Here is a 21,500-nt window from a genome sequence, read left to right as displayed (position 1 = left end):
GCTGTGAAAATTGTGAAACGTGGAACGAGTTGATGCGACCAAGTCACCTGCGAATCACGGTGTGGTTGAGCATTGTTCATGTTTCGCGCAGAGTCTCGCACCCGCGCGGTCATACCGACAGCGCGAAGGCGAAGAAGGCACAGAAGGCAGGCCGACATGGGTCACGGGCACGGGCACGGTCACGCGCATGGACATGGGCATCACCACCACGAGCACGACCACCAAGGGTCCGAACTCCCGGCCGCCTTCGACACCTCCGTACCCGACGAGGCCCTGACCCCCGAGCAGCACTCGCGCCGCTCCATGCTGCGGCGCGCGGGCTTGCTCGGCGCGGGCCTCACGGCGGCCGGAGTGCTCGGCGGGACGGCCGCCGCGCAGGTGACCGATTCCGCTCCGGCCGCCTCCAGCGGCCGGAAGCGCAAGGGCTTCCTCTGGCTGGCCGGCGACCACCACATCCACACCCAATACAGCAACGACGGCAAGTACCGCGTCGTGGACCAGGTCCGCCAGGGCGCCAAGCACGGCCTGGACTGGATGGTCATCACCGACCACGGCAACGAGACGCACGCCAAGATCGGTGTCGAGAAGGTCAATCCGGACATCCGCGAGGCCCGCGACGCGTACGAGGACACCCTCGTCTTCCAGGGCCTGGAGTGGAACATCCCCGCCGCCGAACACGGCACCGTCTTCGTCCACCCCGGCAAGAACGAGGTCTCCGTACTCAAGCAGTTCGAGACCGACTACGACGGCGGCGTGAAGAAGGCGACGGACTCCACGCCCGCCAACGAGGCCCTCGCCATCGCCGGCCTCAACTTCCTTGCGGAGCAGGTCCAGCGCCGCAAGGTCAAGGACATCCTGATGCTCGCCAACCACCCGGCGCGCAAGGGCATCGACTCCCCGCACGAGATACGCGCCTGGCGCGACGCCACGTCCCGGCGCCACCAGATCGCGGTCGGCATGGAAGGCGCGCCCGGCCACCAGGCCGCCGGCATCGAGAAGTCCGTCGGCATGGGCCGCGCCCGCGGACTGTACGACGGCAGCCCCGGCGCCAACTCCTTCGCCGGTTACCCGCTGGAGAGCTACCGCACCTGGGGCGGCTTCGACTGGATGACCTCCACCGTCGGCGGCCTGTGGGACAGCCTCCTCGCCGAGGGCAAGCCCTGGTGGATCACCGCCAACTCCGACTCCCACAACGTCTACACGGACACCGCCAAGCGCGGCGGCCCCGACAGCGACTACACCGCCAACGGCAAGCACACCGACCCCGTCTACAGCGGCAAGATCGACCTCACCGAAGGCGACTACTGGCCCGGCCAGTACAGCCGCACCCACGTCGGCGCCGACGGTTTCACCTACGCCGCCGTCATGGACGGCATCCGCGCCGGCCGCGTCTGGGTCGACCACGGCCAGCTCATCAGCGGCCTGGACGTACGGCTGGCGGGCGGCAGCCGTTGGGCCACGCTCGGCGGCGCGCTGCAGGTCAGGAAGGGCACGCGCGTCACGCTGACGGTCGAGGTCGCTCTCGCGGGCGGCCCCAACTGGGCAGGCTACGTCCCCGAGTTGGCCCGAGTCGACGTCATCCAGGGCGACGTCACGGGAGCGGCGAAGGACAAGGACACCTTCACCGCCCCGACCGCCAAGGTCGTCAAGTCGTACGAGGTCGGAAAGTCCTCCGGCAGGGTAAAGCTGACGTACGAACTCGGCCGCGTGGACCGGCCGCTGTACGTCCGTCTGCGCGGGACTGACGGCAACCGTTCGGCAACGGGCCTCATGGGCAAGGCGGTTGACCCGGCGGGCCCGGCGATCGACGTCGTCGGCGACGCGGACCCGTGGATGGACCTGTGGTTCTACTCGAACCCCGTGTGGGTCCTGCCGTCGTGACGACGCAGGGGCAGCGGCAGCCTGGCGAGGCCTTCTGGATCGACACCGAGGCGACGACGCTACGCGAGGCGGACCACCTGCTCCAGTCGCTGGTCGCCGAACTCGCCCTCCCCGAGGGCGTGTTCGGCTGCACGCATCTGGTGCGGGGGGAACGGCCGCGGGTTGTGCTGTCGTTCACGGGGGCGCCGGCGGAGGTTTCACGGCTGTTGATGGACAAGGGGTACGAGGTGACGGTCGGCGTCCCTGATGCGGCGGGCCGTGCCGTGGTGTACCCCGGGGTCGCGGGGCTGACCGGGACGGTGACGGTCGCGGAGCTGGTGGCGGGCTCGGCGATCGACCGGGTCGCGGTACTGGGTGGATCTGGCGAACCCGCGCCGGAGCAGCGGATCGTGACGAGGGACCACATACGTCCGGAATGGCGGGACGGAGAGCTGGTCCTGACCGCGATGCCGGCCGCGGGCGGGGTCCTGGTCCCGTTCGAGGTACCGGACCCTACGCCGTGCTGCGCGGATCACTGAGGCGTGGTCATCGTTACGGGGGCGGTCGGGGCATGGGCCGGCCGGGGTACGGTCGGCCGGGGCCGAGGGGTCCCGGCCGACAGTGCTCCCCCGCGAAGCACGCTACGCAGAATGCTTCACTGCGACCCTCCACATCGCGCCCCGACTGTCGCCGATTCGTGCCACGGAACCGCACAATTCCCCTTGAATGTCAGGAACTTGGCCTCCCCATTCCAACCGGGCCTCACGACGACGAGGGAACGACGCATGCACAGCGGTGCTCTCCACGTACATCACGCCACCGTCGACGAGTTACAGACCGCCGCCTCCGCGATCCTCGCGCCGCTCACGGTGGCGGCGCCGGGCACCGACGCGTTCCGAGCGGACATCGGAGCCGTTGCCCGGATTCGCGGCTCCGCGCATGTCGTGTCGCGTCCGCTCCGCGCGATCACGTCCTCGGACCCCGAGCTGCTGAAGGTGACGTGGCACCGGTCGGGGGCCGCGGTCGCCACCCAGGGACGTAACCACTCGCCGGTCCACATCGGCGACTTGACCGTCTTCGACATGACGCGGCCGTACCGGCTCGCCGTCTCCGAACGATGCGACGTCCTCGCTGTCGGCGTTCCGCGCACCGCGCTCGGAAGCCATGCCGACGCCATCACCCGTCGTACCGCGCAGCGTCTGCCGGCCGACGGCGGTAACCAGTCGGTTCTCGCCGCCTTCCTCTCCGGCCTGGGCCGTCATCTGGACGAGCTGGCAGGACCGGCCGACGGCCACCTCGGCGACGCGCTCGTCTCCCTGCTGATCGCCGCGTTCGCGGACCGCGCGCCCGGGCAGGTGGACACGGCCACCGACCTGGTCGACCGCATCCGCGTCTACGCACTGGCGAACATCGCGGACCCGTCCCTCTGCGTCGACTCCGTCGCCGCCGCGCACGGCATCTCGGCCCGCCACCTGCACCGTCTCTTCCGGCGCACAGGTGCCTCCTTCGCCGCATGGCTGCGTAACGAACGCCTCGACCGCATCCGCCGTGATCTCCTCGACCCGGCACACGCAGGGCGTACGGCGGCCGCGGTGGCCGCCCGCTGGGGCATCCACGATCCACAACATCTCGGACGCGCCCTCAAGGCACGCTACGGCCAGACGGCACGCGAGATACGCGAAGCGGCCGGCCAAAGTCGTGTCCGATGAGGTCACGGGCTGGCTGGCCCGCACCGCTCTACCGCTGAGCGGCCTGACCGCAGGCGGGCCCACCAGTGATCTCCAGCCGCTGAAGGACGTCCTCGACGGCGTGCGGATCGTGGGCTTGGGGGAGGCCACCCACGGGACCCGCGAGTTCTTCCAGCTCAAGCACCGCCTTCTGGAGTACCTGGTGACCGAGCTGGGATTCTCGGTCCTGGCCATGGAGGCCAGCGCGTCGGCCGGCCCAGCTGTCGACGCCTATGTCCGCCAAGGCGTCGGCGATGCGGCGAGTGTGCTTGCCGGGCTGGGGTTCTGGACCTGGCGGACCCATGAGGTGCTCGAGATGATCGAGTGGATGCGCGACTACAACCGGGGGCGGACAGAAGGCCAGAAGGTACGTTTCGTAGGCATCGACCCGCAGAAGTGCGGCAGCTCCCTGGCGGTAATCGACTCCTTCCTGCACAACTTCCCGCTCAACGAGGCACCGGACCGCGTGGCCGGACTGCTCTCCACGCTCCGTGTGCTCGACAAGGCGAATCCGGGATCGCACCCCGATCCTCAGCGGCGCCTGGTGCATGACGCCGAGGAACTGCTGGAGCTTCTCCGCGAACGCGCCCCCGAAGCAGCCGACGTGCTCCGGCACGCACGGATCCTGGCGCAGGCCGCCGACCTGGTGACACGCACCAGGCAGCACACGGACCCGGAACAGACCGTCTTCGCCGCACGCGACTTGTACATGGCCGAGGCTGTCGGGGAACTCCTAGATGATCCGTCCGCCAAAGTCGCCCTCTGGGCACACAACGGACACATCACCAAAAGTCGTTACGGCGGAGGGGTACCGGCACTGGGACAACACCTTCACACACGGCACGGCGACGCCTACTACGCGCTCGGCCTGCTGTTTGGAAGCGGCTCCTTTCGCGCCCGCCGGATGTGGCCCGGCCCCTGGCCCGGTGGTCGCAGGTCTTGTCCCCGCGCCGGTGCCGTCGTCACCAACCGGATCGGTCGCGGGGCCCGCCCCGACGCCGTAGAAGTCCGGCTCGCCACAGCCAACCCCGGCAACCATCTCGTCGACCTCCGCAGCGCAGCTGACGCACCGACTGCCGTACGGGAATGGCTCAACGGCTGTCACGTCATGCGGAGCTTCGGCGCCGTGGTACCGCGCTGGACCTATCGCTTAAACCTGAGCCCCGTCTCCCTGGCCGACGAGTACGACGGATTGGCCTACGTCGCGGCCTCGACGGCCTCCGAGCCTCTTCGCAGGTGACCAGGCCGCACGTAATCCGGTGGTGGGCGGAAGCCCGGCCCCGGCAGAGTGACCGCATGCCGACACCAGCTCCCACTCCACCCGGCGCCGCGTTCCTGCCCGGCCTTGAACTCTCCCGGAGCTTGTACGAGGAGGCCGTGCGGCCGATCCTCGCCGAGGCGTACCCGGGGCTGCGGTACACGGCCGCGCGGATCGGCTCGGGTTCCGAGGTGCTGGGCTTCGACACGGCGAGATCGGCGGACCATGAGTGGGGGCCGCGGCTGAACCTGTTTCTGTTGGACGAGGACGTGGCCGAGCATGGCCAGCGCATCCACCGGCTGCTGGCCGAGCGTCTGCCCAAGAAGGTGCGCGGCTGGCCTACGCACTTCCGCCGTTGGGACGACGATGCGCTGGACCCGGTGTCGGGCCACATGGAGCTGGTCGACGGGCCCGTCGACCACCGGGTGTCCGTGGACGGGCTCGGGCCGTGGCTTGTGGCGCAGCTCGGCGTGGACGCGCTCGCCACGCCCGAACTGACCGCGCAGGACTGGCTTTCCATACCCCAGCAGCGGCTCCTCGAGGTGACTGCGGGCGCCGTCTTCCACGACGGACTCGGCACGCTGGACGCCGTACGGCGGCGCCTCGCCTGGTATCCCGACCAGGTGTGGCGCCACCTGCTGGCCTGCCAGTGGCAACGGCTCTCGCAGGAGGAGGCGTTCGTCGGCCGCTGCGCGGAGGTCGGGGACGACCTCGGCTCGGCGGTGGTCGCCGGGCGCCTGGTCCGCGACCTGATGCGGCTGTGCCTGCTTCTGTCGCGGACGTACGCCCCGTACAGCAAATGGCTAGGCAGCACCTTCGCCCGCCTGCCGATGGCCGCCGACCTCACCCCGTCCCTGCGCGGTGCGCTTGCGGCGACGCAGTACACGGACCGAGAACGGCACCTCTGCGACGCGTACGAGAAGGTAGCCACCCTCCACAACGCCTCCGACCTCACCGCCCCGATCGACCCCACCCGCCGCCGCTACCACAGCCGCCCCTTCCTGGTCCTCCACGCCGAACGCTTCGCACAGACCCTGAGCGACACGGTCACCGACCCGGAGCTGCGTTCCCGCCCCCTGATCGGCAGCGTGGATCAGTGGGCGGACAGCACTGACTTCCTCTCCGGCCCATCCCGTGGCTGGTATCACACAGGCCCCTTGGACAGCGAGGGTTAGCTGTACGAGGCCACTCCGGCATCGCTCGACGAGTTGTCGTCGGCCCTCGATGTTGAGCGGGGAGTTGGCACGGTCATCGAGCGCTGCTTTCTTCGACGGTGTCCTGGGCCAGGTGCTCCCGATAGGCATCGTCGGTGCTCGTGAAGGCCCTTGGCAGGTGGCGCAGTGCGAAGACGCCGAGTGCGGCGTGAAGGATGCCTGCGATGACGGCAGCGGAGTGCAGACCTGTGACGAAGGCGGTCTTCGCGTCGCCGGTCACCGCGGCCCTGACGCCAGGGATCTGCAATGTCTCGTTGAGGGTGCCGGCGAGGTTCGGGCCCTGGAGCCGGAAGATCAGGGTGGCCAGCGAGCCGAGGAGTGCGATGCCGAGGGCGTTGCCGATCTCGTTGCTGGTCTCGGCGATTGCTGCCGCGGACCCGGCGCGCTCTGCGGGAACCGCGGCGATGGCGGTGTCGGCGACGACGCTGAAGGAGATGCCGTAGCCGATACCGGCGATGACGGCGGATGCCACGTACCAGCCGATGCCGCTGGAGATGCCGGTGGCCAGCAGCAGGAGCAGCCCTGCGGCGATGAAGAAATGGCAGGTGATGAGCGCTGCCCGGGTGCCGATACGTGCGACGAGTGCCGGTGTGACGATGCAGGTGACGGTGAGTGCGGCGGCTCCGGGGAGCGCGACGAGAGCCGCATCCAGGACGGCCAGTCCGAGGACGGACTGCAGGTAGATGCCGCCCAGGTAGGCCACTGCCGACCAAGCGGCGAGAGGCAGTAGTCCGGTGATGACCGCGATCGTGAACACCGGGTCGCGGAAGAGGCGGAAGTCGATCAGCGGGTGTTCAAGGTGGAGTTGCCGCCGGACGAACCACCACAGGGTGACGACGCCGACGATCCCTGTGGCCATCGGGGTCGCGGTCAGCCCCTCCGCGGCAGCGTGCTTGATCGCGTAGACGGTCAGCAGGATGCCCGCAGCGGAGAGCAGAACGCTTAGAGCGTCGACGCGGCCGGTCCGGGTGGCACGTACCTCGCGGAGCACGATGGGGGCCAGGACGAGGAACAGCACGACGACGGGGAGATTGATCAGGAAGACCGATCCCCACCAGAAGCTGTTCAGCAGTTGTCCGCCGACGACCGGGCCGATCGCGAAACCGGCGGCAAAGGTGGCTGCGAAGATGCCGATCGCTTTCGCCCGCAGGCGTGGGTCGGTGAACAGTTCGCTGAGTACCGCCAGCGCCGACGGCAGCAGTGTGGCACCGGCCACGCCCATCAGAGCCCGGAAGGCGATCAGCAGCTCCGGCCCGGGGGCGAACGCCGCTCCCGCCGAGGCCGCGCCGAACACCGCCGCGCCGGTCATCAACAGCTTCAGTCGGCCGTACCGGTCGCCGATGTTGCCGAACGCGATGAGCAGGGACCCGACGGCGAATCCGTAGACGTCCAGGACCCACAGCGCCTGATCAGCGGTCGGCGACAGCGCCTCGGAGACCTTGGGCATGGCCAGGAACAGGACCGAACCGTCCATCGCCACAAGCAGTACCGGTCCCAGCACAACCAGCAGACCGAGCCACTCCCGCGGACCGGGTGAGTGAGAAACACGCCGTTCATTCATGCTTTTGACGGTGCGGTGTCGTCCGCTCGGCAACCATCCCCGCGTCGTGGGTACACCTCACAGGGGCACCCAGGCAGGAGCTGTGGTGCCTACGCTCGCAGTCATGGAGCTGGAGAGCCTCGGGGCCTATCTCAAGACCCGCCGCGACCGGGTCACGCCTGCCGACGTCGGACTGCGCACGTACGGCACCGCCCGCCGCGTGCCGGGCCTGCGCCGCGAGGAGCTCGCCCAGCTCGCCGGGGTGAGCGTCGGCTACTACACACGGCTGGAGCAGGGCCAGGCCGGTACGGCCTCCCAACAGGTCCTCGATGCGCTCGCAGGCGTGCTCCAGCTCGATTCGGCCGAGAGCGCCCATCTGCACAACCTCGCCCGTCAGCCCACCACATCACGCCTGGTCCGTCCCCGACCTGAAAGGCCGCACCCACGAGTACTGGCGCTCCTGGCGTCCCTGGGTGAGACGATGCCGGCCGTCGTGCTCGGCCGCCGCGGTGACGTGCTGGCCTGGAATCGCACCGGACATGCCCTCGTCGCAGAACACGTCGACTTCGACGCACCTCACGATCTCGCGCGACGCCCGTCCATCCCTCGGATGTTCTTTCTCAACTCCCTCACCCGCAACCTGCACCGGAACTGGGATGAACTCGCCCGAATCCATGTCGCTTACCTGCGGCTGACCGCGGGCAGGTATTCCGCCGACGCCCGGTTGGCCGAACTGATCGGCGAACTCGCCATGCGCAGCGGCGACTTCGCCAAGCTGTGGGCCAAAGGCGACGTCGCGGACTGCACCGTGGGCACCATGCGCCTGCAACACCCCACCGTCGGAGGGGTCGACGTCGACTACCAGGTGTGGCTCCAGCCCGACAGCCCGGACCACCGGCTCGAGGTCTATACACCTAACGACAGCGCCTCGGCGGACGCGCTGCGACTGTTGCATAGCCAAGCCGCCGCTGAGCAGGAACCTGAGGTCGCCCTCTCCGAGCCGTCCCGGCATCCGGACCGATAACTGCCGCCTATGGTCCTCATGGCAACGGTGGCCCGACGCCCCGGAGGGATCGTCAATAACGTCCTGTCCTACAACAGCTAGCTTCAGTTGCCGCCTCATCTAAAGGGGGTTCAGGTGAACTGCCACGTCCGGCGGGGAGGTCGAGTTGGCTCGAGGGCGGTGACGAGCTCCCGGTAGTCATGGTGGTCGAGCGGGAGCTTCGTCATTTCCGGGCCGTTCACCTCCACTACAGTGCGACGTGGGCCGTGACTGGCGCTGAGGTGGAGCACCACAGGGGAGCGGTCTGACGAATCGGTCGATGCCGTGCGCCTGGGCGAGTGGTCAACTACGCCTGGGAGGCGGCCATCGCTGGAGCCGGCGCCCTGTTTTCCGGCGGCAGGGTCAACTTCCACGGGGCGAAGTTCTGCGGCGGCTACGTCAATTTCACCAGGGCGAAGTTCTCCGGTGGCGAGGTCGTCTTCTCCCAGGCGAAGATTTCCGGCGGCACACTCGACTTCAGCGGCGCGACTGGCCCCGCACCGATTGACCGCATCCCCCTTGCGGAGTGCCCTTGCCAGCCGGACTGACCTCCCCTCCGGCATGGCGGCCATAGGCAGAAGTTCACTTGCGGTCGTCCCAGCGCGACAAACGGAGGTCACGGGTCTCTACTAGGGTCCGTCTTCAAACTGATCTTGCCCAGAGTAGGAATGACGCGAGACTGACCGCTGCCTCGTAGGAGGTGGCGGTCTTGTCGTATCTGGTGGCGATGCCGCGGAAGCCCTTGAGGCGGTTGAAGCACCGCTCAACTACGTTGCGACGCCGATAGATGTGACGGTCGAATGCCGGTGGCCGCCCGCCGGGACGGCCGCGGTTGTGCCGGTGCCGCTGATGGTCGGCTTTCTCCGGGATGGTGCAGGCGATGCCGCGTTTGCGCAGGTAGGCGCGGAATCCTCGGGAGCTGTAGGCCTTGTCGGCGATGACCTGGGCGGGTTTGGAACGGGGCCGCCCAGGGCCGGTCCGTGGGACCCGGATGCGTTCCAGGAGAGGACGCGCGCAGATGCTGTCGTGGCGTTGGCCGGGTGTCAGCAGGATCGCGAGCGGGCGTCCCTTGCCGTCGCAGGCGAGATGGATTTTGGTGGTCAGGCCTCCTCGGGATCGGCTGAGGGCGTGATCGTCTGGTTCGTCCGGCCGATGGATCCCCCTTTTCGGCCGGTGGCGGCAGCATGCTGGTGGGCGCGGACGATGGTGGAGTCGATCTGGACGAGCCAGCCGATGTCGCCGGCCGCGTCCGCGTGGGCCTGGATCTGCTGGAGGGCCCGGGTGAACACACCGTCCAGCGCATAGCGGCGAAGCGGGTATAGACCGTCTTCCACGGTCCGTAGCGAGCCGGCAGGTCACGCCAGGAGATCCCGGTCCGAATCTTGTAGACCATCCCGTTGACGACCTGCCGATCCTCCACACGCGGCCGACCCGTCGCGGCCTGCGGTATGAGTGGAGCGAGTAACTCCCAGTCCTGACCGGTGAGTTCATGGTGGCGTATCACCCCACCATGATCCACCATCCGGTGATCTTTGAAGACGGACCCTAGCACCGCAGAACTGACATACCGGGGGAACTTAAAAGCAACAGTATGTTGCTATAGTGGCTTTCTGGGCCCTCGGAGCGAACGAAGGAGCGGCTATGCGGATCCTGGCCAGTGGGGCAGGAGTGGCCGGATTGAGTGTGGGTATCGACCTGGCGCGTGTCGGGCACGAGGTTGAGATCGTCGAGCGGGCGAACCACCTGCGCGTCAACGGCTCGCCCATCGACGTGCGCGGCGTGGCGATCGAGACCGCGCGCAGCATGGGCATTCTCAACGCGGTGCATGACCACCGGATCACGATGACTGAGGAGACGAAGTTCGTTGACCAATCCGGCGCGGCCGTCGCCCCGTTGATCCGGGAGGAGGTCGACGAGTCCCCCGAGGACATCGAGATCCCCCGGGAAGACCTGATGAACATCCTGGGCCGGGCCCTGCCCGAGCAGGTCGACCTGCGCTTCGAGGACTTCATCGTGTCGCTGGTCGACGACGGGGACCGGGTCACGGTCACCTTCGCCTCCGGCCGCGAGGCCACCTACGACATGGTCGTCGGCGCGGACGGGGTGCACTCGGGAGTGCGTCGGCTGGTGTTCGGCCCGGAGGAGGAGTTCACCGAGCACCTCGGGATGTATGTCGCGATCGGGGATGCGCCCGAGCAGGCGACGCCCGGCAACCGCACGACGGAGGTCCTCAACGTGCCGGGGCGAATGGCCGGTGTGGCCCGCTACCGCGACAAGGCTCTGGCGCTCTTCGAGTTCCGGTCGGAGCCGATCGACTACGACTACCACGATCTGAACGCGCAGAAGCGCATCCTGGCTGAGGCTTTCGCCGGCGTCGAGGACTGGAAGGTCCCCGAGCTGGTCAGGACCGCCCAGGGCGACCCCGAGCTCTACTTCGATGCGATCGCCCAGATCCACATGCCGACCTGGCACCAGGGGCGGGTCGTGCTGATCGGGGACGCCGCGCACTGCGCGACGTCGATGGCCGGGCGTGGCACCTCGCTGGCCCTGCTCGGGGCGTGGACGCTCACCGAGGAGCTCGAACGTCACGGCGGTGACCTCGAGGCGGCCTTCCGCGCCTACGAGGAGCGCCAGCGCCCGCACGCTTCGGCAGCCCAGGAGTTCGCGTCCGTCGGGGCCGACATCGTGCTCCCCGCCACGTGGGAGGCCATCGAGGCGCGCAACGCCCGGCTGCGCTCGGCGCAGCCGCTGTAGGCTGCCGACCGTGCTTGAGAACGGACCGGTACGAGAACCGGCACGCCGCCCGGGTGGGCGCACCGCCCGGGTGCGGCGCCGGATTCTTGAGGCCGCCGCCGAGCTGATCGCTCGTGACGGCGTCGGTGGCTTGCGCTACGAGCAGGTCGCCGAGCTCGCCGAGGTCAACAGGACCAGCGTCTACCGCAATTGGCCCGACCGCACCACGTTGGTCGCCGACGCGATTGCCACCTTCGGCGCCGACGTCGCACCCCTGCACGACTCGGGCGATCTCCACGCCGACCTGGTCGACTTCCTCGAAGCTCTCGCCGCCGCCACGGCAAGCCCGCAGGGCCGGGCGATGCTGAACGTGGTGGCCTCAGCTCGGGAGAGTCCCGAGCTGAGGGCCGTCGTCGATGAGGTGTTCGACCGGCGGCTGGCGACCTTGCGAGATCGCCTGCAGGTTGCGGTCGAGCGCGGCGAGCTGCCCGCGATCGACCTCTCCCTGCTCGGTGCGATGCTCGCCGGACCCGTCCAGCTGTTCGTCAGTCGCGGAGCTCGCGTGTTTACCCGAGCCGACGCACACCAGGTCACCTCGCTCGTACTTGCCGGTGTCCGCGCCACTGCCGCCCGTGGTGCCCCGGCCAACGGCGAGCTCGACGCCGAAGAGGCTTGACGCGCCGGAGCAGGTGGCCATCGCGGCACGCGGACTACAGATCGCGGGTATCTGTGTGTGCCTGCTCGGGGGTGCCGACCTGGCCGATTGCGCCTGTCTCCGGGATGTGGCCAGGGCCGAGGGCGAGAAGCAGGTCGAGGCGCTCGCGAGGGGCGCCCTGGAGGACTGGCGGAATCTGCCGCTCTGAGAGGCAGACCCTAGGCCTGCTTCGCTTCCCGTACCCACCCCGCCAGCACCGCCGCCCCCAGCGCCGACACGATCAGCGTCACCAGTGCCAGTCGGAGATCGGCCGCGCCCGCGAGGAGGCCCACGGCTGGGCCGGCGAGGAGGAAGCCGGGCCACTGGCCGATGGTGATGACTGAGACGCCCTCGCCGGGCGGGACTCCGGGCTGGCGGCCGGCCAGGGCGATCGCCGCCGGGAGGACGCAGGCGATGCCCAGTCCTACGACGGTGAAGCCGGCCAGAGCGAGCGGCAGGCTGGGGTGGGCGACGATGAGGGCCGTACCCACGGCGACCGTCAGCAACGAGAGCCGTACGAACGCGCGTTGGCCGAGGCGGGCCACGAAGCGGTCACCCAGCAGGCGTTGCACCAGGATCGCCACGGAGAAGCACGTGTACGTCGCCGCACCGAGCGCCGAACCCTCGCCCAGGTAGTCGGCTGTGTAGACCGAGCTCCACTGGGACGCCGCGCCCTCGACGAAGGACGCCAGGAACGCGACGGAGGCGAGCAGGATCAGCTGGGGAGTGAAGCGCTGTCGTACGGACCGGCGGCGTTCCTTGCGGATCTCCTCGTCCGGCAGCCAGCCGGCGGACACGACCAGCAGCGTCCCGAGGAGACCGCTGCTCACCGCCATCTGTACGCCCGGCGACACCCCGGTGGCCGCGGCGAGCGTGCCGAGGGCGCCGCCGGCCAGTACCCCGCAGCTGTAGGTGGCGTGGAAGCTCGACAGCAGGGGCCTGCCGTAGCGGCGTTCCACTGCGACCGCCAGCGCGTTCACGGGCGTGGCCAGGAACATTGCCGCGACACCCCAGAGAGTCAGCCCGGTCACCAGGGCGGGGACGGTCGACGCCCCCGCCAGCAGCGGCGCGTTGAGCAGGATGAGAGCGGCTGCCGAGAGGCCCAGCAGGCGGGTGCTCACCCGCCCGATCAGCGCGGTGATCAGTACGATCGCGACGAGGTCCCCGGCGGCGGACGTACTGCTCAACAGCCCCCACTCGGACACATCCACGCCGACCGCACCCCGGATCGCCGGGATGCGCGCCATCCAGCCGCCCTGGGTGGCACCCAGGATCACGAAGACCAGGCAGACCGAGAGCCGGGCCCGTACGTCGGAGGAGGACGGGGACGGGGACGAGGGCGATGACGTCGTGGCCGTCCTCATCCGTTCACCCCCGTGTAGTGCCGCAGACTCCACCTCCACAGCAACCTCGTGCCCAGGTACGCCATCGCCCCCAGCAGCGGCGAAGCCGCCGCCAGCCAGTACGGCACACCGGTGTCGTGGCCGTGCCCGGTCAGTACGGCCGCCGGGAAGTACGCCACGAACGCCAGCGGGAGCGCGAACGTCAGGAAGCCGCCCACCGCCTTCGGCAGCACGTTCAGCGGATAGCTGCCGAAGGTGCCGAGCAGTTCCTCCAGCCAGCGGCTCCAGTAGTCGGCGGCCGGGAAGCGGAGGGCGGCGCAGGCCACCACCGTGAAGAGGGCAGCCTCCAGGAGCATTCCGCCTAGTACGCAGATGATGAGGTACGTGATCCGGCCGGCCGTCCAGTCCAGTTCGCTGCGGGTCAGCGCGCCCACCATCAGGCCGCCCGCCACCGTCAGGTCGCCGATCGCGTTCGTGGGGAAGTACTGGAGCTGGAGCTGGCGGTAGACCGGCATCGGGCGGACTAGGTACGTGTCGATCACCCCCTCCTGGATGTGGCGGCTCAGACCGTGCACCCGGCCGAGGAAGAGCACGAACAGGCCGTGGGCCAGCATCCGGATCGCCGCGATCAGCAGTACGTCCGCGCTCTCCCAGCCGCCCATCCCGGCGAACCGGGTCAGCAGCACCGTCGCGAAGACGATCACCGACACCTGCCAGATCGCACCGATCGCGATCATCATCAGGAACTCGGAGCGATACTCCAGCTGCGAACGGAAGTTGAGCTTCGTGATCCGCCAGACGGTCCGCCAGGGCTTCAGCGAGAACCAGGGCTTCGGCGAGGACACGGACTCCGTCGACGGCATGGTCTTCTGCGAGGACACGGTCAGCCTCCCTGGGAGATCACGCGTCGGGCGGCCCGCCGCCACACCAGCCGGGTGAGCAGCGCGAGGACCACCACCCAAGCGGCCTGGATCGCCAACTGCGCCCCGGCGTCCGACAGTTCGATCCGACCCACGTACAGCGACAGCGGCACGCTCAACGTCGCCTGGAACGGCAGGAAGCCGCTGAGCGTGATGAACCAATCGGGGAAGAACCACAGCGGCGCGTACACCCCGGCCAGCAGGTTCTGCGCGAAGATCAGGATCAGCATCGCGGCGCCGTTGCGGAGCGTGAAGAAGCACAGTTGGTCGATGGCGAGCATGATGTAGTACAGAACCCACTGGCCCAGCAGCAGGCTCACCATGAACACCCCAGCCACGGCAGCCGACTTGGGCGGCTGGACGACTCCGGCGGCCACGCACACCGCGTAACCGACGATGGCCCACGCGAAGCCGTAGATCTGCTCGCCGAGGGCCCGCAGTGCGTAGTAGCGCTGAGGCGGCAGCGGGCGCAGATACCAGTACACGATGGTGCCGAAGTGCATGTGCTGCAGCACCGTGTCGCGGCCCGAGTACTGGTCCAACTCCCGTACGCGCGTGGCCAGTACGGCGAGTACGGCATACGTGACGGCCTGCTCGCGATCGAGTCCCGCCGTCGTGCCGGTCGCCGCGTACAGGCCGCGCCACAGCGAGGCGACCAGCACCACCTGGACGGCCAGACGCACCAGGGCGGCGGTCATACGGGGCGGGGTGTGCAGCTCGCCGAGCGGGGTGACCCGGGCGGCCCGCCAGGCGCGCAGGGCGGAGGGCATGGAGAGCACGGAGGGCGTCGCCACGGGGTCAGCCTCCCTGCGTCTGAGCCGGTGTCTGGGCTGCCACGTCACCAGCCATGTCACCAGCCACCTCGGCCGCCATGTCCGCGGCCAGGTCGTCGCCCGCCTGGGCGTACGCCGCCCGCATCACATCCTCCAACTCGGCCTCGTCCAGGGCGATATCGGTCACCTCGTACCGCTCGATGACCTGCTTCAACGCCTGGTGCACCGTCGGCGCGGCCGGCCCGTCCGGGCCGAACACCACCTGAGGACCCTCCCGCCGTACGAGTACGATCCCAGGCCACGGCTCGACGACGGCGTGCGCATCGGCGAGCGTGGCCCGCACCTGCCAGGTCCAGCCGAACTTCCGGCGGATCTCGTCCAACGTGCCGTCCAGGACAAGCCGCCCATGGTTGATCAGCACCACGCGCTCCGCCAGCCGCTCGACCTCCGTCATGTCGTGCGTGGTGAGCAGCACCGTCCGCCCACGCTCCTCCACCTGGTACCGGAGGAACTCCCGCACCTGCTCCTTCACGACCACGTCCATGCCGATGGTCGGCTCGTCGAGGAACACCACCGGCGGGTCGTGCAGCAGCGCGGCGGCCAGGTCGGAGCGCACGCGCTGGCCGAGCGAGAGGTGTCGTACACGGGTGTCCCAGAACGAGGACAGGTCGAGCAGTTCGTCGAACTCCCGCAATCGCGTGGCGTGTTCGTCCGCCGGTACGTCATAGATGTCGCGCAGGATCGCGAAGGATTCGCGCACGGGCAGGTCCCACCACAGCTGGGTGCGCTGCCCGAACACCGCCCCGATGTTACGGGCGTTGCGCTCGCGCTCCTCGTACGGGACGACGCCCGCGACCCGCGCCTCACCGGACGTCGGCGTGAGGATGCCGGTGAGCATCTTGATGGTGGTGGACTTGCCCGCGCCGTTCGGCCCGAGCAGGGCGAGCAGTTCGCCGGGCTCCACCTCGAAGCTGATGTCGGTGACGGCGTGCTTGGCGACCCGCTCCGGGTTGATGAGCGATCTGACAGCCCCCAGGAAACCGGGGCGGCGCACGGTCGTGTGGAAGGTCCGGGAAAGACCCCGGACCTCGATGCTGCCGCTCATGCAGCGGACCTCCTGGTCAGCCTGATCAGCCATACGGTTGCGACGAGACCGGCCCCCGACAACGCTGTCAGCAGCCATGGCACCGCGCGGATGCCGGAGGCCTCGATGCCCATGCCCAGCAGTGGCGGCGCTGCCACTCCGCCGAGCATCGACGCGGCGATGACCCAGGCACCGGCACGCTTGGCCTGGGGGAGAGCCCGGTTCAGCCAGGGGAGGCCGGTGGGGAAGACGGGCGCAATGAACAAGCCAACACCCGCGTACGCCACCGGCGCCACTCCTTTTACGAGCGACAGCAACAGGCACAAGGACCGAGAGCAGCGCCCTGTTGCTGATCCGGGCACGACGCGACCGCGGCCGGACGGCTGAAGAGCCGCCGTCCGGCCGCGGTCGAGGTGACCTCGTCACTCACGAAGGTCCGAGAACACGAACGAGAACTCGGCGGGTGCCGCCCGCAGTTGGTACTGCGGCAGCGCGCCCGGACCGCAGGACTGCGAGCCGATGCCCTGCTGGCCGTGGTCGAGGTTGACCCACACGGTGTCGCCAGGTGTCAGGTCCGTCAGGTGCTGGGCCGCGTCCAACTGCTCGTTGGTCCAGCGCCTGGCCGAGAACCAGAACTCCGGGTCGCCCTCGATCCGCAGGCCACCGAGTTCCGCCCAACGGACGTCGGCCCGTGCGCCGTTCTCCTGCGGACGCACGTACGGAGTCTGCAGCTCGTCCACCGAGGAGTGCCAAAGCCCCAGCGCCGAGGCCGACTTGGTGTCCGGGTACGCCTCACCGGGACCGCCGCCGAACCACTTCACCTGGCTCGCCTGCGCAAGCCCGAAGCGAATGCCCAGCCTCGGCAGCGGCACCGTCCAGTCGCCCTCGGGCGCCACGGACACGGTCAGCTTCAGCCGCTTGCCGTCGGACGTCCACCGGTACACCGTGCGCAGGCCCACCTCCCAGGCGGCAGGCGCCACCCGGGTCCGTACGGTCAACGCCTCGTCGTCCAACTCGACGCCGTCCAGGCGGTGTTGCATGCGGTGCAGGCCGTACTTGCGCCACATCTGGGCCCAGCGGATGTCGTCCTGCCAGGAGGCGCCTTCGTCGTTGTCGGTCGGCGCGCGCCACACGTCGAGACGGAGGTCCTTGACGTTCAGCCTGCCGATCGTCTTCAGCGCACCGGTGCGTACGTCGAAGGACGCCGGGCCGACGTAGATCTGCCGCTCGCTCGCGCTGGGCCTGTCACTTGCCACGACAGACGGCAACGCCCTTGGGCTGACCGGCAGTTGGGTCCACGCGACCTCATGGTCGTTCCTGCCCCACGCGGTGTCCTCCGCCAGCAGCGCCCGTACCGTCCACTGCGTCTCGGCCCCGCGCCCGTCGCCCGACGGCGGTGTCGGCAGCTTCGCCTCGGCCGACTCGCCCGGCGCCAGCGCGGGCACGTTCAGGGAGCCGTGCTCGATCGTCTTGCCGTCGACCTGGTACGACCACTCGAAGGCCAGGGCCGACAGGTCGGCGAAGTCGTAGCCGTTGGTGATCCGTACGGTGCCGTCCGCGCCGTCGCCTTCGATACGGACCGGCTCGATCACCTTCTTGAACTCGATGAGCCCCGGTGAGGGCTTGCGGTCCGGGAAGACCAGCCCGTCGCAGACGAAGTTGCCGTCGTGCAGTTCCTCCCCGAAGTCGCCGCCGTAGGCGAAGCCGTATCGGGCGTCCTTGATGCCGTGGTCGATCCACTCCCAGATGAAGCCGCCCTGGAGCCGGTCGTACGTTTCGAAGATCTGCTGGTAGTCGGCGATGCCACCGGGGCCGTTGCCCATGGCGTGCCCGTACTCGCACAGGATGAAGGGGAGCCCGCGCCGTTTATGGGTGCCGCCGTCGAGGTCGCGGCCGATCTGCTCGACCTCGGCATGGGAGGCGTACATGCGTGAATACATGTCCGTGTCACGGCAGTTGATGTCGCCCTCGTAGTGGATCAGGCGCGAGGTGTCCCGGCCGCGGATCCACTGGGCCATCGCGGTCAGGCCGCGCCCGGTGCCGGCCTCGTTGCCCAGGGACCAGATGACGATGGAGGGGTGGTTCTTGTCCCGCTCGACCATCCGGGACGCCCGGTCGATCAGCGCCGGGGTCCAGCGGTCGTCGTCGACCGGGTTGTCGCGCCAGGCCTGCTCGACGAAGCCGTGGGTCTCCAGGTCGCACTCGTCGATGACCCACAGCCCGTACTCGTCGCACAGGTCCAGAAAGGCCGGGTGTGGCGGGTAGTGGGAGGTGCGGACGGCGTTGATGTTGTGCCGCTTCATCAGCAGCACGTCCTCGCGCATCGTCTCCAGGTCCAGGGCCCGGCCGCGCTCGGGGTGCCACTCGTGCCGGTTGACGCCCTTGAACAGGATCGGCGTGCCGTTGACCTTGATCAGGCCGTCCTCGAGGACGACCGTGCGGAAGCCGATCCGCAGCGGGATCTTCTCGCCCTCGGTGGCCAGCACGCCCTCGTACAGCTTCGGCGTCTCCGCGGTCCACGCCTCGACCGGAACCGTCACCGTCTCACCCGTGGCGACATCGATGTCCAGCGCGGGCACGGTGACCCGGCCCTCGACATCCGAGTCGACCCGCAGGGTCCCCAGACCGCCCACGTGGTCGTAGGAGGCGTGCACGAAGAAGTCCAGCGCGCTGCCCGCCGGGCGGTGCAGCAGGGTGACGTCCCGGAAGATGCCCGGCAGCCACCACTGGTCCTGGTCCTCCAGGTACGAGCCCGCCGACCACTGATGGACGCGGACGGCAAGCACGTTGCCGGCCGGCTTGAGCAGGTGGCCGACCGCGAACTCGTGCGGCAGGCGGGAGCCCTTGAACTCGCCGATGTCGGTGCCGTTCAGCCAGAGGCGGGCGCAGGACTCCACCCCGTCGAAGCGCAGTACCGAGCCGCCCTCTGTCAGGGCGGGCCAGTCGTCGGGCAGGTCGAAGATGCGCAGGTGGTCACCGGTCGGGTTCTCGGTCGGCACGCGCGGCGGGTCGACCGGGAAGGGGTAGAGGTGGTTGGTGTAGATGGGCGAGCCGTGGCCTTGCAGGACCCAGTGACCGGGGACCCGCACCTCGGCCCAGTTGCCGGCGTCGTAGCCGTCCGCCGCGAAGGAGTCGTCCTCGGCGTCGGCGGTGGCCGACAGCCGGAAGCGCCAACTCCCGTTCAGCGAAAGGGAGGCGGCATCGGAGGACGCGTACCAGGCGCGCGGCGGCAGGGCCCCGCTCCCGGGCGAGACGTCCTCGACGTAGTCGATGGCCGTGGTGGTGCGGAAAGACATCGGTCTCCTAAGCAGAATCGACTCCGGTGCACACCCACGCCCCTTAGGGGCGCGGGTGCGTGACATACGCGGCCCCGCCGCAGGGGCTCGATAAGCCCCCACCGGCCCGCAGCCATCCACACCGCACCCCGCGGAGCGGCACGTCAGCCCTTGATGCCTGTCTGCGCGACCCCCTGTACCAGCCAGCGCTGGAGGAAGAGGAACACGAGCACCAGCGGCAGGATCGAGATGGCGGTGGCCATGAAGATCAGGTGGAAGTTGACGGTCTGGTTGGTCATGTACGAGGAGAGCGCCACCTGGACCGTCCACGCCTCCTGGTCCTGGCCGATGACCAGCGGCCACAGGAAGGCGTTCCAGCCCTGGATGAAGGTGATGGTGGCGATGGCCGCGAAGAAGTTCAGCGAGTTGGGCACGACGACGCGCCAGTACGCGCCCCAGTACCCGAGCCCGTCCACGCGCGCCGCCTCCTCCAGCTCCTTGGGGAACCCCAAGAAGTACTGCCGGAACAGGAAGCAGGTGAAACCACTGAAAAGCCCCGGAATGATGAGACCCCGGAAACTCGACACCCAGCCGAGCGACGAGACCAGCACGAAGCTCGGTACGAAGGTGACGGCGGCCGGCACCATCAGGGTCACGAGGACCAGGTAGAAGATCTTGTTGGCGTGCTTGTACGGGATGCGCGCCAGGCCGTACCCCGCCAGCGAACACACCAGCAGGACGCCCACGGTGTGCGCGACGCCGACGATCGTGGAGTTCCACAGGGACGCCGCGAACGGCACGGTGTCGTCGCTGAACAGCTCGCTGATGTTGCCCCACTGGATGTCGGTGGGGAAGAACTTCCAGTTCTCGCCGGTGATCTCGGCGTCCGTGGAGAGCGCGTTGCGGACGATCAGATAGAAGGGGACCAGGAAGAGGAAGGCCGCGACGCCGGTGGCGATATAGAGGCCGGTGTTGCCGATGACGTTGCCGCGCTTGATGCGTTGCGGCTTGTCCGCCCGGGGCGCGGTTTTCTTGATCTCAGGCGTGGTGATGGTCACTTGCCCTCGTCACCCCTTCCGAAGCCCATGATCCGGCCCTGCAGCAGCGTCACCGTGCAGATCAGGACGGTGAGGATCATCGCGCCCGCGCTGCCGGCGCCGTAGTCCTGGCTTTCGCCCAGGGCGGTGTAGTACAGCTCGACGAGTGGTGGTCGGCCCCAAGTCGTCTTGGTGAGCAGGTTGAAGAACTCGTCGAAGGCTTGATACGCGGCCACGAGCAGCAGCAGGATCACGGCCGTTGACGTCGCCCGAAGCTGGGGCAGCGTGATGTTCCAGAAGGTCTGCCAGCCCGGCTTGGCGCCGTCGATGGCGGCGGCCTCGTACAGCTCCGGCGGGATGTTCTGCAGTGCCGCCAGGAAAAGGATCATAAAGAAGCCGGCCTGGAGCCACAGTCGCAGAGTGAGGATGACCAGCCAGTACCAGGGGGGACTGGGGTCGGCCAGCCAGGCGACGTTGTCGATGCCGAACCAGCCGAGCATGGTGTTCATCAGCCCGAACCGCACGCCGCTGAAGATGGACATCTTCCAGATCAGCGAGGCGGCGACGAAGCTGACCGCCGTCGGCAGGAAGAAGACCGACCGGAAGAACGCCTTCATGAAGCGCAGTCGGTGCACCATCAGCGCCAGGCTGAGCGACAGCGCCCAGGTGATCGGCACGACGATCGCGGCGAAGACGGTGAAGGTCCCCAGCGAGCCGACGAAGTCGGGGTTCGTCAGCATGTACTCGTAGTTGTCGAAGCCGACGAACTTGTCCGGCGTGACCGTGTAGCGCGCTTCGTAGAAGCTGAGCCAGGCGCTCCAGAGAATGGGGATGTAGACGAAGATCAGCAGACCGATGAGGAACGGTCCGGTGAAGAGCCAGAAGTTGAACGTGGTGCCCCCCACGCCCCGCCGCGGCTTGGTCTTGGGGACCTTGGCCGGGGCGGGGCGCGTGGCGTCACGCGTAGTCGTGGTCGACATGTCGTTACCTGTCCGGCGGC

The 21,500-nt window shown here is 68.7% G+C and carries 18 protein-coding genes, 2 pseudogenes and 1 riboswitch; of the genes and pseudogenes, 10 read left to right on the top strand and 10 right to left on the bottom strand.

Going from position 1 to position 21,500, the window contains the following annotated elements:
- Nucleotides 1-156 precede the first annotated feature (156 nt).
- The 5 genes from ACQEVY_RS10000 (at nucleotide 157) to ACQEVY_RS09980 (ending at nucleotide 6,020) form a co-directional block, all read left to right on the top strand.
- Nucleotides 157-1,881 (top strand): PHP domain-containing protein, encoded by a 1,725-nt coding sequence (locus ACQEVY_RS10000; protein WP_432946954.1) that lies wholly within the window; start codon nucleotides 157-159, stop codon nucleotides 1,879-1,881.
- Nucleotides 1,878-2,399 (top strand): hypothetical protein, encoded by a 522-nt coding sequence (locus tag ACQEVY_RS09995; RefSeq protein ID WP_432946952.1) that lies wholly within the window; start codon nucleotides 1,878-1,880, stop codon nucleotides 2,397-2,399. The genes ACQEVY_RS10000 and ACQEVY_RS09995 overlap by 4 nt, the downstream gene beginning before the upstream one ends.
- Before the next feature lie 246 nt (nucleotides 2,400-2,645).
- Complete coding sequence (locus ACQEVY_RS09990) at nucleotides 2,646-3,569, top strand: helix-turn-helix domain-containing protein (protein WP_432946950.1); 924 nt, start codon at nucleotides 2,646-2,648, stop codon at nucleotides 3,567-3,569.
- Entirely contained in the window at nucleotides 3,559-4,827 is a 1,269-nt protein-coding gene (locus ACQEVY_RS09985; RefSeq protein ID WP_432946948.1) for an erythromycin esterase family protein, read from the top strand. Before ACQEVY_RS09990 ends, ACQEVY_RS09985 begins: the two co-directional genes overlap by 11 nt.
- 56 nt (nucleotides 4,828-4,883) lie before the next feature.
- Nucleotides 4,884-6,020: a DUF4037 domain-containing protein gene (locus ACQEVY_RS09980; RefSeq protein WP_432946946.1), complete on the top strand. Its 1,137-nt coding sequence runs from the start codon at nucleotides 4,884-4,886 to the stop codon at nucleotides 6,018-6,020.
- Nucleotides 6,021-6,093: 73 nt separating this feature from the next.
- Here the strand turns inward: ACQEVY_RS09980 and ACQEVY_RS09975 are convergent, their stop codons facing one another.
- Nucleotides 6,094-7,620 (bottom strand): MFS transporter, encoded by a 1,527-nt coding sequence (locus ACQEVY_RS09975; RefSeq protein ID WP_432946944.1) that lies wholly within the window; start codon nucleotides 7,618-7,620, stop codon nucleotides 6,094-6,096.
- A 103-nt stretch (nucleotides 7,621-7,723) separates the two neighbouring features.
- On the opposite strand from ACQEVY_RS09975, the gene ACQEVY_RS09970 reads away from it, so the two are divergent.
- Together ACQEVY_RS09970 and ACQEVY_RS09965 are read left to right on the top strand one after the other, a co-directional pair.
- On the top strand, nucleotides 7,724-8,623 hold the full coding sequence (locus tag ACQEVY_RS09970) for a helix-turn-helix transcriptional regulator (RefSeq protein ID WP_432946942.1): 900 nt from the start codon (nucleotides 7,724-7,726) through the stop codon (nucleotides 8,621-8,623).
- 235 nt (nucleotides 8,624-8,858) lie between these two features.
- Nucleotides 8,859-8,945, top strand: a riboswitch (ZMP/ZTP riboswitch).
- Nucleotides 8,941-9,189, top strand: coding sequence for a hypothetical protein (locus tag ACQEVY_RS09965; protein ID WP_432946940.1), 249 nt, complete (start codon nucleotides 8,941-8,943; stop codon nucleotides 9,187-9,189). Its footprint overlaps the riboswitch before it by 5 nt.
- Before the next feature lie 94 nt (nucleotides 9,190-9,283).
- Here the strand turns inward: ACQEVY_RS09965 and ACQEVY_RS09960 are convergent.
- A pseudogene (locus ACQEVY_RS09960) lies at nucleotides 9,284-10,163 on the bottom strand (IS5 family transposase).
- 119 nt (nucleotides 10,164-10,282) lie between these two features.
- Here ACQEVY_RS09960 and ACQEVY_RS09955 point away from each other — a divergent pair.
- From ACQEVY_RS09955 to ACQEVY_RS09945, 3 genes are read left to right on the top strand one after another with little or no spacing between them, the layout of a single operon-like run.
- Nucleotides 10,283-11,395, top strand: a complete 1,113-nt coding sequence (locus tag ACQEVY_RS09955; protein WP_432946938.1) for an FAD-dependent monooxygenase — start codon at nucleotides 10,283-10,285, stop codon at nucleotides 11,393-11,395.
- Between the two features lie 10 nt (nucleotides 11,396-11,405).
- The gene (locus ACQEVY_RS09950) at nucleotides 11,406-12,050 is read left to right on the top strand and encodes a TetR/AcrR family transcriptional regulator (RefSeq protein WP_432946936.1); all 645 of its coding nucleotides are present in this window, start codon (nucleotides 11,406-11,408) and stop codon (nucleotides 12,048-12,050) included.
- A gap of 13 nt (nucleotides 12,051-12,063) precedes the next feature.
- Nucleotides 12,064-12,237, top strand: a complete 174-nt coding sequence (locus tag ACQEVY_RS09945; RefSeq protein WP_432946934.1) for a hypothetical protein — start codon at nucleotides 12,064-12,066, stop codon at nucleotides 12,235-12,237.
- A 10-nt stretch (nucleotides 12,238-12,247) separates the two neighbouring features.
- Here the strand turns inward: ACQEVY_RS09945 and ACQEVY_RS09940 are convergent, their stop codons facing one another.
- The 8 genes and pseudogenes from ACQEVY_RS09940 to ACQEVY_RS09905 all read right to left on the bottom strand — a co-directional run bounded on the left by ACQEVY_RS09940 (nucleotide 12,248) and on the right by ACQEVY_RS09905 (nucleotide 21,480).
- Nucleotides 12,248-13,432 carry an MFS transporter gene (locus ACQEVY_RS09940; protein ID WP_432946932.1) on the bottom strand — a complete coding sequence of 395 codons (1,185 nt, stop codon included), beginning with the start codon at nucleotides 13,430-13,432 and terminating at the stop codon, nucleotides 12,248-12,250.
- Nucleotides 13,429-14,274, bottom strand: a complete 846-nt coding sequence (locus ACQEVY_RS09935; protein ID WP_432955153.1) for an ABC transporter permease — start codon at nucleotides 14,272-14,274, stop codon at nucleotides 13,429-13,431. Before ACQEVY_RS09935 ends, ACQEVY_RS09940 begins: the two co-directional genes overlap by 4 nt.
- A 20-nt stretch (nucleotides 14,275-14,294) precedes the next feature.
- Nucleotides 14,295-15,101: an ABC transporter permease gene (locus ACQEVY_RS09930; RefSeq protein WP_432955151.1), complete on the bottom strand. Its 807-nt coding sequence runs from the start codon at nucleotides 15,099-15,101 to the stop codon at nucleotides 14,295-14,297.
- A 28-nt stretch (nucleotides 15,102-15,129) separates the two neighbouring features.
- Complete coding sequence (locus ACQEVY_RS09925; protein ID WP_432946930.1) at nucleotides 15,130-16,209, bottom strand: ABC transporter ATP-binding protein; 1,080 nt, start codon at nucleotides 16,207-16,209, stop codon at nucleotides 15,130-15,132.
- A pseudogene (locus ACQEVY_RS09920) lies at nucleotides 16,206-16,517 on the bottom strand (MFS transporter); the annotation flags it as partial. The gene ACQEVY_RS09925 and the pseudogene ACQEVY_RS09920, both read right to left, overlap by 4 nt.
- 93 nt (nucleotides 16,518-16,610) lie before the next feature.
- Nucleotides 16,611-19,484 carry a glycoside hydrolase family 2 TIM barrel-domain containing protein gene (locus ACQEVY_RS09915; RefSeq protein ID WP_432946928.1) on the bottom strand — a complete coding sequence of 958 codons (2,874 nt, stop codon included), beginning with the start codon at nucleotides 19,482-19,484 and terminating at the stop codon, nucleotides 16,611-16,613.
- Between the two features lie 143 nt (nucleotides 19,485-19,627).
- Nucleotides 19,628-20,521, bottom strand: a complete 894-nt coding sequence (locus ACQEVY_RS09910) for a carbohydrate ABC transporter permease (protein WP_432946926.1) — start codon at nucleotides 20,519-20,521, stop codon at nucleotides 19,628-19,630.
- Nucleotides 20,518-21,480: a carbohydrate ABC transporter permease gene (locus tag ACQEVY_RS09905; protein ID WP_432946924.1), complete on the bottom strand. Its 963-nt coding sequence runs from the start codon at nucleotides 21,478-21,480 to the stop codon at nucleotides 20,518-20,520. Before ACQEVY_RS09905 ends, ACQEVY_RS09910 begins: the two co-directional genes overlap by 4 nt.
- Nucleotides 21,481-21,500 lie beyond the last annotated feature (20 nt).

The sequence above is a fragment of the Streptomyces sp. CA-288835 genome, from assembly GCF_050936385.1.
Classification (GTDB): Bacteria; Actinomycetota; Actinomycetes; order Streptomycetales; family Streptomycetaceae; genus Streptomyces.
This window is presented reverse-complemented; position numbering and strand designations above follow the sequence as displayed.

Coding starts and splice junctions, on each gene's coding strand:
- ACQEVY_RS10000 (WP_432946954.1), top strand. CDS start 157: ATGGGTCACGGGCACGGGCACGGTCACGCGCATGGACATGGGCATCAC.
- ACQEVY_RS09935 (WP_432955153.1), bottom strand. CDS start 14,274: ATGCCGTCGACGGAGTCCGTGTCCTCGCCGAAGCCCTGGTTCTCGCTG.
- ACQEVY_RS09940 (WP_432946932.1), bottom strand. CDS start 13,432: ATGAGGACGGCCACGACGTCATCGCCCTCGTCCCCGTCCCCGTCCTCC.
- ACQEVY_RS09990 (WP_432946950.1), top strand. CDS start 2,646: ATGCACAGCGGTGCTCTCCACGTACATCACGCCACCGTCGACGAGTTA.
- ACQEVY_RS09925 (WP_432946930.1), bottom strand. CDS start 16,209: ATGAGCGGCAGCATCGAGGTCCGGGGTCTTTCCCGGACCTTCCACACG.
- ACQEVY_RS09905 (WP_432946924.1), bottom strand. CDS start 21,480: ATGTCGACCACGACTACGCGTGACGCCACGCGCCCCGCCCCGGCCAAG.
- ACQEVY_RS09930 (WP_432955151.1), bottom strand. CDS start 15,101: ATGCCCTCCGCCCTGCGCGCCTGGCGGGCCGCCCGGGTCACCCCGCTC.
- ACQEVY_RS09955 (WP_432946938.1), top strand. CDS start 10,283: ATGCGGATCCTGGCCAGTGGGGCAGGAGTGGCCGGATTGAGTGTGGGT.
- ACQEVY_RS09970 (WP_432946942.1), top strand. CDS start 7,724: ATGGAGCTGGAGAGCCTCGGGGCCTATCTCAAGACCCGCCGCGACCGG.
- ACQEVY_RS09915 (WP_432946928.1), bottom strand. CDS start 19,484: ATGTCTTTCCGCACCACCACGGCCATCGACTACGTCGAGGACGTCTCG.
- ACQEVY_RS09980 (WP_432946946.1), top strand. CDS start 4,884: ATGCCGACACCAGCTCCCACTCCACCCGGCGCCGCGTTCCTGCCCGGC.
- ACQEVY_RS09975 (WP_432946944.1), bottom strand. CDS start 7,620: ATGAATGAACGGCGTGTTTCTCACTCACCCGGTCCGCGGGAGTGGCTC.